This is a genomic window from Zongyangia acetica (assembly GCF_038739695.1).
Taxonomy (GTDB): Bacteria; Bacillota; Clostridia; order Oscillospirales; family Ruminococcaceae; genus Zongyangia; species Zongyangia gallinarum.
The window spans coordinates 89,852-104,007 of record NZ_JBBEWN010000003.1; the positions used below are offsets into that span (position 1 = coordinate 89,852).

Here is a 14,156-nt window from a genome sequence, read left to right on the forward strand (position 1 = left end):
TTTCCCCCTTTATTTCATGATCCAATCTACAGCACCGCTGATCCTTTTATACTTTTCATACAGTTCATTGTAGATCGCATGTCGCTTCGGATCGGGTTCATAGGTGCGGCTAAGTTTAACATAGGTTTTTGCCGCATCTTTCAGATCCTTGTGTTTGCCAAGAGCTACACTAGCAAGCATAACACATGCCACGGTTCCGGTTTCGCTATTTTTCAGCGCCTGGAAATTACGCCCCGTCACATCTGCCTTGATCTGCAGCCATACAGGACTTTTGGCTCCGCCGCCCGATGCATGAACATGGCGGATTTCAATTCCTCCACTTTCCAGAATATCGTAAAAATGGCGGATCTCAAAAGCAAGGCCTTCCATTAATCCTTTATAGATATCAATCGGCTTAGTCTCCAATGACAATCCCCAAAAAGATGCTTTCTGCCCTGGTCCCTCCATAGCCCCTGTATCTGCAAAAAATGGTGTAATGAGTAAACCTGTAGGCTCTGGTGATACCATAGCATCCAACATCTGATAAACATCTTTTCCTTGCTCTTTGGCAATTTGTTTTTCCATGCGGCCTAGGTTATCACGGAACCACTGTAAAAGCACACCACCAGCACCAATACCCCAAAAATAAAGGTGTGCATCGGGTAAAGCGTGGGGCACAAAACTAAAATAATGCTGGATCATAAAATCCATGGGGAGCAAATCCCTGGAATAAAAAGTATTGTTTTGGGTTGTACCTGTGCCCTCCATGCAGACATAGTCTTCAACAACGCCAGCACCCAGCGCGCAGCAGGCCTGATCATGACCCCCGGTACAAACAACCGTGTCCGGAGAAAGTCCCAATTCCTGTGCTAAGGCTGGTTTTACAGTACCGACAATCGTACCAGCTGGAACTGGCGTCGAAAACTTCCGGTAATCTATCCCCGCCGCATCCATTACCTCGCGGGACCATGTCATGGTATTGACATCGAGACCCAAAGTCCGCATAGCGGAAGAATATGCAACTTTTCTTTCTCCAGTAAACAGATAGGTGGCAAAGTCCTCCATAAGCAAAATTTTATTCGCCCTATCGACTATGTCACTGTGTTTTTCCATCCACATCAGCTTACACAAAGTATACATGGAGCGGGGTACTGTACCGGTGATCTCTGTCATTCTCTTCTCTCCACCCATCAGACGAACCAATTCCAGACATTCCTCCTGACCCCGACTGTCAGTGTAAATTATCCCTCCTCCAATGATATGATCATCCTTATCCAAAAGTGCCACTGTTTCACCCAAAGTAGTAACTGCAAATGCTTCTACTTTTTCCTCTGGACACTGGGCCGTTGCATTTTTTATCACACGTTTAACGGAATTCCAGACCTCTTCACAATCCAATTCGTGATGACCGCCCTCCCGTTTTGCTTCATAGGGGCAATAATCCTTTCCCAACACATTGCTTTGTTCATCCAGAATGGTAAATTTGCATCCACTGGTACCAATATCGAGTCCTGCTAAAGCCATAAGGGTGACCTCCTCTTATTTCGCAATTTCGTCCCACAGCAGATCGTCCACAATAGAGCCAAGCCTGCGGAACCTCTGATAGAATTTTTCGTATTCCTGATGACGCTGCATGTTGGGCCGATATGTTTTTCCGGCCTTTACATAATTTTTCGCCGCATTTTTTAAGTCTTTATATTTACCAAGTGCGACGCCACTAAGCAATATGCAGCCGATGGTTCCCGCCTCACTATTTTGGAGCGCTGTATATTCACGGCCGGTGATATCTGCTTTCAGCTGCAACCAAACCGGACTTTTCGAGCCCCCACCTGTAGCAAGCACGGAATGGATAGGGATCCCCTGTTCTTCCAGCAAATCAAAAAGCATCCTCTGTCGGAATGAGAGGCTTTCCATCAAACCTTTATAAATATCGGCAGATGTAGTTTCTAAAGTGACACCCAGAAATAGTCCCTGCCGTTGGACTCTACCCAACTGATTATATCCAGCAAAATCTGGAAGGATAACGAGCCCAGATGGTCCCTGGCGTACCTTTTCATCCATATACTGAAAAAAGTCTTTTTGCTGTTCCGCCACAATTTCTTTTTCATATTTCCCTAATTGGTCCCGGTACCACTGCAAGAGCAGACCGCCTACAGACGCTGCATCAAATATGTAGTGTCCCCAGGGAAGAGATCCAGGCAAAAGGCTTAGGTAATTATCCAGCATCAGTTGAGTGGAAATGGGCTGGGGTGAAAAGACAATATTGCATTGACATGTTCCTGTCACATCCAGACAAACTCCGCCCTCAAATATCCCAGAGCCAATGGCACAGCAGGTCTGATCCATGCCTCCAGTACACACTTTCGTCTCCGGCGAAAGGCCTAATGCGTGGGCAAGGGAGGTCTTCACTGTACCCGCAATCGTTCCTCCAGGCGCTACAGGAGAAAACAAGTGTTTATCTATTTCAGCAGCGTCAAACACCTCATCTGACCACTGATAGGTACTAACATCAAGCGCCATGGTCCGTGCCGCAGAGGAATAACTAAGCAGCCGTTTTCCCGTTAAAAAATAAATGAGAAGATCTTCCGTCAACAAAATTTTTTTCGTTCTACTATAAATATCCGTATGGTTTTTTAGCCACATTACTTTATTGATGGTAAAAATGCATCGCGGGACCATACCGGTAACTTCAACAACACGCTCAGCTCCACCTAGCTTTTCTGTGATCTCACCGCATTCTCTTATACCGCGCGTATCTGTACACAGGGTGCCTTTCCCAATAATCTGGTCATTTTCATCCAAGGGAAAAGCACTCTCGCCTAATGTGGTTACAGCAAAAGCCTCTACTGTAACATCAGGACACTGGGCCGTCGAACGGCGAATCACATCTTGGACCGCTTCCCAAATTTCATTTCCATCCAGTTCATGACATCCGCCTTCACGGATCGCTTCATAGGAATGATAGGCAGTTCCAAGAATTTGCCCCTGCTCATCCATAATGGTAAATTTGCAACCACTTGTCCCAACATCAAGTCCTGCCAGTGCCATAAAACCTCACCGCCAATGAAAATATGTAATGACTATATTATATATCCTTAAAAAAAGTAATGCAATCATGTTTAGATAATTAATTCAAACCCGTTAAGTTTTTATATAAAGTGACGAAAAAGCTCTTGTTCGTTTTTGACATCCTCCTCAAAAAGTGAATGAAAAAGCCGCGCATTGTTTGCGCGGCTTTTCTCAAAATTTTTCTTTAGTCATGGATAAACGCATCATGAATTACGTTGAGAGCTTTCTCAGAATCATTGATATCAATCAAGATAGAAATTTTAATTTCACTAGTTGAGATCATCTGAATGTTGATATTGGCCTCGCCTAGCGCTTCAAACATTTTAGAGGCAACTCCAGGATTGGATTGCATTCCAGCACCAACCAAAGAAATCTTGGAGATATTTTCTTCACAGACAATGTCCTCGGCTCCGATGCTCTTCATATGCTCGTGAAGCGCATCCAATGCTGCCTGTTTATGAGAGCGGGAAACTGTAAAGCTGATGTCTTTGGTCCCATGGCGCCCAATGGACTGAAGGATAATATCTACATTAATCTTTTTTGCCGCCAACAAGGAAAATAGCTTAAATGCAATACCCGGCTTATCCGGCAGTCCTACCACCGAAATACGCACCACATCATTATCCCTTGCTACACCTCTAATCAACATCTTTTCCATGCTGACAACCTCCTTTACAATCGTACCCGGTCTTTTCACAAGGCTAGACCGTACCTCAAGGTTTACATTATATTTTTTAGCCATTTCAACGGAACGGTTATGGAGTACCTGAGCCCCTAAAGATGCAAGCTCCAACATTTCGTCAAAGGAAATTTCCTCTAACTTCTGGGCATTTTTCACAATTCGTGGATCAGCTGTATACACACCCTCCACGTCGGTATAGATTTGGCACAAATCCGCATTCAGCGCTGCGGCTAACGCTACGGCGCTGGTATCAGATCCGCCACGTCCCAGAGTGGTAATATCATCGTATCGATTAATCCCCTGGAAGCCTGCCACTACCACAATGTTCTTTTTTGCAAACTCATTTTCGATCCGCTCTTTATTGATTCGACGGATTCTTGCCGCACCATGGGTAGAATCCGTGAGGAATCCTGCCTGCCATCCTGTTAAAGAGACCACCGGACAACCAATCTTTTCGATAGCCATAGCAAGCAACGCAATTGACATCTGCTCGCCACAGGCAAGAAGCATATCCATCTCTCGTTTTGAGGCATTCTCATTGATTTCTGCCGCTTTTTCGATGAGATCATCAGTCGTATCGCCCTGCGCAGAAACGACTACGATGACATTATTCCCTTTCTGATATGTATCGGTGACAATTCTGGCGACATTGAATACCCTTTCGGCATTGGCTACAGAACTGCCGCCAAATTTTTGTACAATCAGACTCATTGCTTTCCCTCCGTCAAATATTAGCTAATATCTGTGTGCCTAGATTATCAATCATCATCTTTTTAATTTCCCAACTCTGATGGCCAAGATGGTCCAACCCTTTTCGTGCTTCCGTTTCAAAGGATTCAGCCATTTTTTCATCAACAATAGCCATTAAGGTGGATCCTGCGCCGCTAATGTAGGCTGCATATGCTCCCAGGTCATAGGCGAGCTGGAACACCTTATCGCCGTCTTTAATTAGCCCTAAACGATAAGGCTGATGGAGCCGGTCCTGTGCTGCAATCCGTAAATTCTGAAATTTTCCACTGTAAAGAGACACCGACATAAGCGCAGCTCGAGAAAGGTTAAAAACCCCATCTTTGTGAGCAATGGTCTGAGGAAGAGCGGCTCTCGCCATCTCTGTACTCATCTCAAAGTCAGGAATAAATGCGAAGAAACGAAGTTTCTCAGTAATCTCCTGTTTTACGCAGTAAACTTTACCCTCATCAATAACCGCCGTGACAAGCCCACCCAAAATTGCTGGTGTGGAATTATCCGGATGTCCTTCCATAACGGCGGCAAAATTCACAAGCTCATCCTGACTCAGCGGGTTTCCCATGAGCTCATTTGCACCAAACAAACCACCTACAATACAAGCGGAACTACTGCCCAGCCCTCTTGTCATTGGTATGTTGTTTTCCTGCTCAATGTGCAACCCGGTAAAGGGTTTTCCGCAAATTTCGAATAGATGCTTGGCAGCTTTATAAACTAGGTTATTTTCTCCTGTAGGGATGACGGTGTGATCTTTCGATTTGATCTCTATCCCGTCGATCTGCTCCATATAAATATAATTGTACAGATTCAGCGCCAGTCCCAAGCTATCAAAGCCCGAGCCAATATTTGCACTGGTAGCTGGAATTCTGATTTTGATCAATCAAGTTCACCTGCTCTATCAAGTTCTTTTTAAGTTGTCTGACCTCTCTTGGACATTAATAATCAAGAACACGGATCCGTCCAAGAACATCGAAACCAGCCGCCTTCAGAGCCTTGATTCCTTCTTCAGCTTTGGCTTCCTTAATAATTCCAGTAACGACTCCGATTTCTCCATCTAAAGAAGCCACCTTCAGCTCCTCAACTTCACCGAATAATTCCTTTGCCTTCTGCAAAGCTTTTTCCTTATTATCGCATTTTATACGTAAGTAAAAAGCAATTTCAGTCTGCAGGTAATCGAGGACGCCATCATCCTCTTCCTCTACCCAGAACGGCGATTTATAAACTCCCCAGTTTTTCACGCAGTCGATAACGTCAGCGACTACCGCCGACGCCGTAGGCAGTTTTCCTGCACCTTTTCCATAGAAGACGACATCTCCGGTGGCATCTCCACGAACTAAAATGCCGTTGAATACATCACTGACGCTGGCAAGCTGGCTTTCATGGGAAACCATGGCAGGGCTAACCATAATGGTTACCTTTCCATTCTCATCCCGTTTGGTACGGCCAATCAACTTAATGACCCCGCCCCAAGCTTCCGCATAGGCAACATCTTCCAAGGTAATCTTGGAAATTCCCTCTGTATAAACATGCTCTGGATAGATATGTTTCCCAAAGGCAATGGAGGCAAGAATGCAAATCTTTCTGCAAGCGTCGATGCCCTCCACATCAGCGGTGGGATCTTTTTCTGCATAACCTAGCTCTTGCGCCAGCTTGAGCGCGTCAGCAAAGGCCATCCCTTCGCGAATCATCTTGGTTAGAATAAAGTTTGTAGTACCGTTTAAAATACCAGCAATCTCGTCAATTTCATTGGCCGCCAAACACTGATTTAGGGGGCGAATAATGGGGATACCACCACCGACACTGGCCTCAAAAAGAAAATTGACATTTCTGGATTTGGCGATTGCCAAAAGCTCTGCTCCTTTTTCCGCTACCAGCTCTTTATTGGAGGTAACTACACTTTTCCCTGCCTCCAGGCAACGCTTCACATATTCAAAAGCTGGATGAAGACCTCCCATTACTTCCACTACAACTTTAACATCCTCGTCATGAACGATGGTATCAAAGTCCTTGATAAACTTATCACTGTAAGAAAGTCCAGGGAAGTCTCTGAGATCTAAAATATATTTGATCTCCATTTCCTTTCCGGCTCGTTTTTCAATGCTTTTCCTGTTCTTGTAAAAAACCTCAACAACACCAGAACCGACTACTCCATGGCCCATGACTGCAATCTGAAACATAACCGCACCTCATCTTTCATTTATTGACCTGATATCCTGCGTACCTCGACGACGCCCTCCAACTGCCGTAGAGTTGTAAATAATTCTTCCCGGCTGACGGTAAGCCCCTCTAAACTTACAGAGATGGAAACCGGCGCAACAGAATCTACCGGTATATTTTGATTAATCGTTAAAATATTAGCACCAACCTGATACAATTCTCCAAGAAGACGAGAGAGGACGCCAGGCTGATCCAAAAGCGCTGCATAAACCGTAATGATATTTTCCGAAACATTGCTGGTGTATTGATATACACAATCTTTGTATTTATAGAAAGCACTGCGGGAAATACCCATCATGCGTGCAGCCTCTGAAGAATTTTTAGCTTGACCGGATGCCAGCAAATGCTTAGCCTGGACCACCTTTAGAAAAATTTCAGGCAGAACCTTGGTATCTACCAAAAGATATTGGGTTGGATTTTCCAAAAAGTCCACCTCCGAAATACGCCTGTTTCGCGAATAAATACACTATACACGGTTAAAACTTTTTTCTCAAACGCAAATAAGGTTAAAAACATTATATAAATCGCAAAATTTCTTTATTTTTTGAAAATACCTCTTTTATTCTTCTAAATTCTTTTATTTTTATAATATTATCTATTTTTTATATAGTTTTTTTCTTTTATATTAAATTAAATTAGATTAAATTTACATGAAATAGGGTAGAATAAAAGAAAAAATCTTGTCCGTCGCTGGACATTTCTATCTTATAATTGTCTCCCGGAGAAAAACAAATTTACCTGTGTATCAGGCTAATCCCTATGGTCAAAATAAATTCAAACGATTATCCGCGCTGCCAGCGCTCAATTTGAGGTGACTAACTTGGACCATCAAAGCCGCGTCAATTTCATCATCAATATTTTATTTTTTATCACAGTCTTTGTTGTGATTTACTTCTGTATTAACTTCGTGGTTCCTTGGTTTCTCCCTTTTATTGTAGGGCTGCTCATTGCTTTCTGTCTCAAACCGATCATCGCTTTTCTGAATGCTAAGCTTCCATTTCCCAAAAAGTTTTGTGCTGCCCTTACAATTTTGCTGGTATTTTCATTGGCTGGTGGAATTCTTTGGTTTGCCGGCACCCGCCTTTTAGTGGAGGCGGGAGAGCTATTTGCTCAATTCCCAGAAATCTACTCTACCAGTTTAGAACCAGTTGTAAGTAAAATTACAGATATGATTTTACAGTTGATGTCTCATTTTTTCCCCAGCACAGCTGATGCCACTATGCGTCTGCTCACCTCAATTTCTGAAAGTTTTGAGACGATCATTTTAAATCTTTCTTCCTCTGCTGTAGAATCCATTACAGAATTTGTAAAAAATATTCCTTCCATGTTGGTCACATTATTCTTTTCTATCATAGCTACCTTTTTTATTAGTATGGACTATACCAACGTGGTCAGTTTTCTGGCCCGTCAGATCCCAAAACGTCACCGTGCCCTTCTATTTGATATCAAAGATTTTCTGGTCCATACAGTTTTGAAAATGATAAAGGCATATCTCATTTTAATGCTAATCACATTTGCAGAGCTTTCCATTGGATTTCTCATCATTGATTTAGATTATGCTCTCCTTATCGCCGCCATGATTGCGCTTTTGGATTTGTTGCCTGTCATCGGTACTGGGGGCATTATGATTCCTTGGATCGCAATTGAACTTTTCCGCCAAAATTATAATCTCGCTCTCGGATTATCCATTATTTATCTTATTGTCACTGTCATTCGAAACATCATAGAACCCAAAATTGTTGGAGATCAAATCGGATTGCATCCAGTTATATCTCTGGCAGCCATTTATTTAGGACTGCGGACAATGGGAGTTATGGGAATGATTTTCATGCCTATTCTCGCTATTCTCATCAAATGGCTCTGCGAAAAGGAACATTTAAAGCTTTACAATAAATAATTTTGTTAGAAATTTGCAAATCCTATTTTTGCCCTTCTCTCATAAATCACATAAATACACAATTTGCATAAAATAAAAGCAGCATCAGACGATGCTGCTTTTATTTTTATTAATCGACTTTCCACCAAGGTTGTCCGGTTTCCTGATTAATGCCATTTTCATCAATATTATCGTCTTCCTGGGCTGTCAGATGTTCAATACAGGTTCCCGGAATATTGCTGGCTTTATAGTAGCCCGTTTCGGTGGAAGGACAATTTTCGGTGGCAATATCACCAGAAACTGTACAAAATTCTCTTGCCACCACCTTGGTGCTCTCCGGGAAGGAGCCGGAACTGCGATTCTCATAGATTTTACTCATAACATTTTTCCAAACAATTGGTGGCGGATAAACGCTGTAATGAATTTCCTGCTGAATGTCATAACCCATCCAGACCACACCTACATATTCCGGGGTCAGTCCAACAAAACACTGGTCCTTATCATCGGTGGTTGTACCAGTCTTACCTGCCACAGTAACCCCATCTAATCTAGCGTTATAGCCAGTGCCGTTGGCACCTGTGACAACACCCTGCATCATCTTGTTGACAATAACAGCAGTTTCTTCACTGAGTACACGAGTCGGTGTTTCTTTATTTTCCAGCACCACATTGCCTTCGCTATCTAACACCTTCGTATAGGAATGTGTTGGAGTAAACAAACCTCCATTGCCGTAAATCTGGTATGCTCCAGCAAGTTCCAGAGGAGATATGCCATCAGTCAAACTGCCGAGGCTCATGGCAGAAAGGGTAATATCCGTATAGATTTTCCCATTTTCCCCTCGGCTGTCCACCAAGCTATACATATCCAGTTTATTCTTCAAGAAGTCAAAGCATGTCCTTGGTCCCAACTGATTGCACACATAAACAGCAGCTGTATTGGTAGATCGACGGATTGCTTCCGCAGTGGTAACATATCCATCTTCACCGCCATAGTAATTATCGTAGTTGACAGGGTTCCAGTTGTCATACTCTGTATGGGTATGCCGTGTGGCGTCAATCATAGTAGACCAAGTCACCAAGTTATTCTCAATCGCTAAACCATAGACCGAAATGGGCTTCATCGTAGAACCATTGGATCGGGTAATTCCCGTGCAGCGGTTCAGTACGCGGGCACCGGTTTTTTCACCACGGCCGCCAACCAACGCTTTTATCGCACCATTATAGTCAATAATCGTAAAAGAGGATTGTGGGGGCTCGGGATTGCGCACTTCTGGGAATGTGCTTTCATCCAGGTAACTTTCCTCCACAGATTTCTGAATAGATTCATCTATTGTCGTATAGATGCGATAGCCGCCGGTATAAAGCTGTTGGGTTGCATAAGACTCCTCATAGCCTTTCTGTTCCATCAAATCATTGATGACCTCATCAATGACATAGTCAACAAAATAGCTCTGAACCTCGCTACGCTCCTCAATATACTCCTCTTTTAGGAAATTAAGTTCCTCTGCTACAGCCGCATCATGTTCGGCTTGGGTAATAGAACCAAGTTCCAGCATCTCATCCAAGATATATTCTTGGCGCACTTTATTTTCTTCAGGGTTATTGAAGGGATTGCGTAGCTCGGGATATTGCGTAATCGCAATAATCGAAGCACACTCCGCCAAAGACAGCTCGCTAACGTCCTTGCCAAAATAAAGGTTTGCTGCTGCTTGAACTCCCTTGACTCCGTTACCTAAAGGGATCACATTAAGATACGCTTCTAGTATTTCTTGTTTTGAGTATTCCTTCTCCAGATTCAGTGCCGTAAAAATTTCTCTAACTTTACGGTCAACACGGACAGCGTCATCTCCCGTCACATTTTTGACCAGCTGCTGGGTAATGGTGGATCCTCCCTGTTTTGTAGGATAAATCTTGACAAACATGTTGACAAACGCGCCCAGTGTTCGCTTCCAATCCACACCCTCATGTTCCATGAATCTAGCATCTTCTGCAGCGATTGCCGCTTTCTGCATATATTCTGGAATTTGTTCGATATCAACCCAGATGCTATTATCGGCACTTTGTAGACGTTGAAGTTCATAAGTCTCTCCCGTCTCCGAATCAGTAGCATAAAGAATCGTCGTATAGTTGAGCTGCAGTTCTCTCAGATCAATGTTAGAATCACGGTCTACATAGTCAAGTACATTGACAGCAAGAACTGTTCCCACAATACAGCCGGTGATTACCATGATAAAAAAGCAGGTCGCCAGCACCTTGCCGATAGTGGAGAAAGTCTTTTTAATCCCTCGGACCACGGGAGAAGACCGCTTCTTCTCCGCTCCCGAAGTTGCTCTGTCGGTCTTATTACGTTTTTCCTTCATTGGCTGGTCTCTCCTCCTTACTAGCCATTTCATTATAACATAAAGCGGACAGAATATGTTAACGAATTTGCGAAAACCTATGGATAAATCTTTCCTCCCAGCGCATAGCTCCATCCAGTATTGTCAACACTAAGATTATACAATGCTTGTCCGCCTCAATATAACTGTGTGGACGAATTCTGGAGGTTCTTTTATGGGAAAAACAGTTGCATATATAGGTTGCATTCTCATGGTACTCTTAACAGCGGCCTTGGCCACCATCTTTTTTATTGAACATGGTAGTAAACCGGAACCTGCTCTGGTTGCAGAATCCTCTGTGCCTATTGGGGATTATCAATATGTACTCAGGGATTATGGTGGCAAGCTAGCCGTTTTTGAAGCAGACAGTGTAACTCCAGATATTGTATTTGATGTATATATCAAAAATCTCCCTGAATTTGATATTAAAGAATTACAGACCGGAGTCTATGCTAGAGATACAGAAGAGCTTAACCGGCTCATAGAAGACTACATCAGTTAGCCTGTTTATAGTATGCACATTTTTTCTCTTGTTTAACGGATTCTATTCCTAAAGAAACAGAATGTCAATGGTTTCAGCAAAAACTTAAAAAAGCCTTCATATTTTTATCAGGGAAATTTCACAAATTTAGACAAAACAATTACAGCATTTCTTCTAAATTTTAACCTTTTTGACATTGCATTTTCTTCTTGCTTTCACTATAATGAAGGAACGACTAAAAGCCGATCCTCGTGTTCGGCAGAAGGAGATTCGCAATGGGTTTTACCTTCGCACATAATAATATTAATGTGATGGATCTAGAGCAAAGTCTTGCTTTCTACAAGGAGGCCCTTGGTCTAACCGAATGTCGGCGAAAAGAGGCCAAAGATGGCAGTTTTATTTTAGTTTATCTTACAGACGGTAGTTCCCGTCATACCCTGGAACTCACTTGGCTGCGGGATCGCAATGATCCTTATGACCTGGGAGACAATGAATTCCATCTTGCTTTTACCACTGATGACTTTGAAGCTGCACATGCCCTCCATAAAAAAATGGGATGTATCTGCTACGAAAATTCTGCTATGGGCATTTATTTTATTTCCGATCCCGATGGATACTGGCTCGAAATTATTCCAAGTAAAAATAATAAAAGCAGCCGCTAATATAGCGGCTGCTTTTATTATGGGTTGACAAATTAATAAAAAGCGGCTATACTTTTGTTATTAACTTTTAAAATAAACATTTAAAAGTATGTTTTAAAATGTGAGGAAACAAAATGGCTCTAATCGACCTACATATACATTCTCAATATAGCAACGATGGCGAATATTCCCCACAAGAACTTATGTCTATGTGCGCCCATTCTTCTCTCAAAGTTGTTGCCATTGCTGATCACAATTGTATCGATGCTATTGATGAAAGCCGAAAATTGGCCCAGGAGTACGGCCTTACTCTGATTCCAGCCATTGAATTAGACTGTACCTACGCTGACGTTAACCTTCATCTCTTAGGCTACTATATTGAACCCGATAAAAGCATCTTTGATCCCGTTAAAAATAGCATCATCACTCAGGAACAAAAGACATGCCAAAAAAGGATGGCTTTGATCCGAGGGGCCGGTATTGATTTTGATCAAGAGTTTGCCAATTCTCTTGCCCGCAATGGCGTTGTCACTAGCGAAATGATTGCCGAAGCAGCGCTGGCGTTAGATAAAAATAGAAATAATCCATATCTTTCCCCCTATTATCCCGGTGGATCTCGCAGCGATAATCCTTTTGTTAATTTTTATTGGGATTATTGTGCGCAGGGAAAGCCTTTCTTTGTACCAGTCACCTATATGAGTCTCCATGACGCCTGTACGCTTATTAGGAAAACTGGAGGAGTACCCGTTTTGGCTCACCCAGGCAACAATATTAAAGAAAATGAAGAGCTTTTGCAGAATATTTTTCAAGAAGATGTGTGCGGCATGGAAGTTTTTAGTAGCTATCATAATCAGGCTCAGACTGATTTCTATCTCCGGTGGTCACAGCAGCTAGGGGTTATTCCCACCTGTGGTAGCGATTTTCATGGTAAAACAAAACCTAGCATCACTCTCGGCAGTATTGACTGCCAAGAACAGGCAGAAGAAATCTGCTATGCATTACAAAAAGCACGAAGATAAAGGAGCTGTTCCCATGCTACATCAGGCGGGAAAACCCGAACTCATAAAAAAAATGAATATCGAGCTAATTTATCAAACTCTCATTGCCTTGGGTAGCGCTACCCGTGGTGAAATAGCGGAAGCGACCCACATGAGTGTCACAACAGTACGCAGCTTGCTGGAAGAATTAGTCACATTGGGAGAAATTGTAGAGAGTGACTTAGATGTTTCTAGTGGAGGAAGGCGTCCGCAACGATATATCCTCTCCCCTAACCGCAACCGTGTCCTTGTTCTCTATCTGGAGGAAGATCGTCTTTATTTTCGCGTCAACAAACTAAATGGAGAAATTCTCGAAGAAAATAGTGTTGCTATTATGCCAAAAAGCGCAGAAGCTGATGCCGTCCGGTTTGCCTCCAAATGCAAAGAACTTTGGAATGTTTCAGCTATAGGCCTGGGTGTCCCTGGTGTCGTGGAAAAAAGCGGATTTTTAGTGGACAACGGCTGGGGTCGATGGACTATCAACGACATCGGAAAACAAATGCAACATGCCTTAAATCTCCCAATGCTGTTAGAAAATGATCTCAATGCTGTTGCCCTGGGCTTCTGCCGTCAATACATTCACCAGCATCCCCAATACCAAATGGAACAGATGAATGTAGCTTATATTTATCTAGATCGTATCTGCAGCGGGTCTGGCATCATCGCAGGAGGTAAAATTGTACGGGGTGATAAAGGTTTTGGCGGCGAATTGGGATATCTACCGATGGGCGGCGGCATGACACTAGATCAAGCGATTGCCTCAGTAGAAAGCAGTGATGATAAGGCCAAATATATCGCGCAGGCCATTGCTGCTGTTAACTGTGTGGTCAATCCCTCTTTGGTTGTCGTCAGTGGCAACATTCTTAAAGACTGCCGTATTCAACTCGATCAAATTCGGCAACACGCCCAGCAGCAAATCCCCCAGCGAATGCTGCCAGATATCCTATATCCTGACAGCTTCCGTAATGATTATCTCACAGGGTTATCTTATCTGACAATCCAAATGCTCCTTCCACTGCTTCCGATGAAGGATGAACCTCAATAAGGAAGATT

At 43.1% G+C, this 14,156-nt stretch carries 12 protein-coding genes; 5 read left to right on the forward strand and 7 right to left on the reverse strand.

All coding sequences use genetic code 11. From position 1 onward, the window contains the following. Positions 1–9: 9 nt before the first annotated feature. The 6 genes from WGC32_RS03735 to WGC32_RS03760 all read right to left on the reverse strand — a co-directional run bounded on the left by WGC32_RS03735 (position 10) and on the right by WGC32_RS03760 (position 7,115). Positions 10–1,503, reverse strand: coding sequence for an FGGY-family carbohydrate kinase (locus WGC32_RS03735; RefSeq protein ID WP_342680724.1), 1,494 nt, complete (start codon positions 1,501–1,503; stop codon positions 10–12). Between the two features lie 15 nt (positions 1,504–1,518). Further along, on the reverse strand, positions 1,519–3,027 hold the full coding sequence (locus WGC32_RS03740; protein WP_342680725.1) for an FGGY-family carbohydrate kinase: 1,509 nt from the start codon (positions 3,025–3,027) through the stop codon (positions 1,519–1,521). Between the two features lie 205 nt (positions 3,028–3,232). After that, positions 3,233–4,441, reverse strand: a complete 1,209-nt coding sequence (locus WGC32_RS03745) for an aspartate kinase (protein ID WP_342680726.1) — start codon at positions 4,439–4,441, stop codon at positions 3,233–3,235. A 13-nt stretch (positions 4,442–4,454) separates the two neighbouring features. Further along, positions 4,455–5,354, reverse strand: coding sequence for a homoserine kinase (gene thrB, locus WGC32_RS03750; RefSeq protein ID WP_342680727.1), 900 nt, complete (start codon positions 5,352–5,354; stop codon positions 4,455–4,457). Between the two features lie 55 nt (positions 5,355–5,409). Further along, positions 5,410–6,651 (reverse strand): homoserine dehydrogenase, encoded by a 1,242-nt coding sequence (locus WGC32_RS03755; RefSeq protein ID WP_342680728.1) that lies wholly within the window; start codon positions 6,649–6,651, stop codon positions 5,410–5,412. Positions 6,652–6,671: 20 nt separating this feature from the next. Beyond that, entirely contained in the window at positions 6,672–7,115 is a 444-nt protein-coding gene (locus tag WGC32_RS03760; RefSeq protein ID WP_342680729.1) for an ACT domain-containing protein, read from the reverse strand. A gap of 396 nt (positions 7,116–7,511) precedes the next feature. Here WGC32_RS03760 and ytvI point away from each other — a divergent pair, with 396 nt between their 5' ends. Further along, complete coding sequence (gene ytvI, locus WGC32_RS03765; RefSeq protein WP_342680730.1) at positions 7,512–8,588, forward strand: sporulation integral membrane protein YtvI; 1,077 nt, start codon at positions 7,512–7,514, stop codon at positions 8,586–8,588. 109 nt (positions 8,589–8,697) lie between these two features. Here the strand turns inward: ytvI and WGC32_RS03770 are convergent, their stop codons facing one another. Then, positions 8,698–10,926, reverse strand: a complete 2,229-nt coding sequence (locus tag WGC32_RS03770) for a transglycosylase domain-containing protein (protein ID WP_342680731.1) — start codon at positions 10,924–10,926, stop codon at positions 8,698–8,700. A 193-nt stretch (positions 10,927–11,119) separates the two neighbouring features. Here WGC32_RS03770 and WGC32_RS03775 point away from each other — a divergent pair, with 193 nt between their 5' ends. The 4 genes from WGC32_RS03775 (at position 11,120) to WGC32_RS03790 (ending at position 14,148) form a co-directional block, all read left to right on the forward strand. Continuing rightward, positions 11,120–11,446 (forward strand): hypothetical protein, encoded by a 327-nt coding sequence (locus WGC32_RS03775; protein WP_191482270.1) that lies wholly within the window; start codon positions 11,120–11,122, stop codon positions 11,444–11,446. A gap of 254 nt (positions 11,447–11,700) precedes the next feature. After that, a complete protein-coding gene (locus WGC32_RS03780; RefSeq protein ID WP_191482269.1) occupies positions 11,701–12,087 on the forward strand; it encodes a VOC family protein in 387 nt (128 codons plus the stop codon). A gap of 113 nt (positions 12,088–12,200) precedes the next feature. Further along, the gene (locus WGC32_RS03785; protein WP_191482268.1) at positions 12,201–13,085 is read left to right on the forward strand and encodes a PHP domain-containing protein; all 885 of its coding nucleotides are present in this window, start codon (positions 12,201–12,203) and stop codon (positions 13,083–13,085) included. Next, positions 13,060–14,148 (forward strand): ROK family protein, encoded by a 1,089-nt coding sequence (locus tag WGC32_RS03790; RefSeq protein WP_191482267.1) that lies wholly within the window; start codon positions 13,060–13,062, stop codon positions 14,146–14,148. Before WGC32_RS03785 ends, WGC32_RS03790 begins: the two co-directional genes overlap by 26 nt. Positions 14,149–14,156 lie beyond the last annotated feature (8 nt).

Bases quoted from the DNA above. Each gene is read 5' to 3' on its own strand.
- WGC32_RS03735 (WP_342680724.1), bottom strand. From the start codon at position 1,503: ATGGCTTTAGCAGGACTCGATATTGGTACCAGTGGATGCAAATTTACC.
- WGC32_RS03740 (WP_342680725.1), bottom strand. From the start codon at position 3,027: ATGGCACTGGCAGGACTTGATGTTGGGACAAGTGGTTGCAAATTTACC.
- WGC32_RS03745 (WP_342680726.1), bottom strand. From the start codon at position 4,441: ATGAGTCTGATTGTACAAAAATTTGGCGGCAGTTCTGTAGCCAATGCC.
- WGC32_RS03755 (WP_342680728.1), bottom strand. From the start codon at position 6,651: ATGTTTCAGATTGCAGTCATGGGCCATGGAGTAGTCGGTTCTGGTGTT.
- WGC32_RS03770 (WP_342680731.1), bottom strand. From the start codon at position 10,926: ATGAAGGAAAAACGTAATAAGACCGACAGAGCAACTTCGGGAGCGGAG.
- WGC32_RS03775 (WP_191482270.1), top strand. From the start codon at position 11,120: ATGGGAAAAACAGTTGCATATATAGGTTGCATTCTCATGGTACTCTTA.
- WGC32_RS03780 (WP_191482269.1), top strand. From the start codon at position 11,701: ATGGGTTTTACCTTCGCACATAATAATATTAATGTGATGGATCTAGAG.
- WGC32_RS03785 (WP_191482268.1), top strand. From the start codon at position 12,201: ATGGCTCTAATCGACCTACATATACATTCTCAATATAGCAACGATGGC.
- WGC32_RS03790 (WP_191482267.1), top strand. From the start codon at position 13,060: ATGCATTACAAAAAGCACGAAGATAAAGGAGCTGTTCCCATGCTACAT.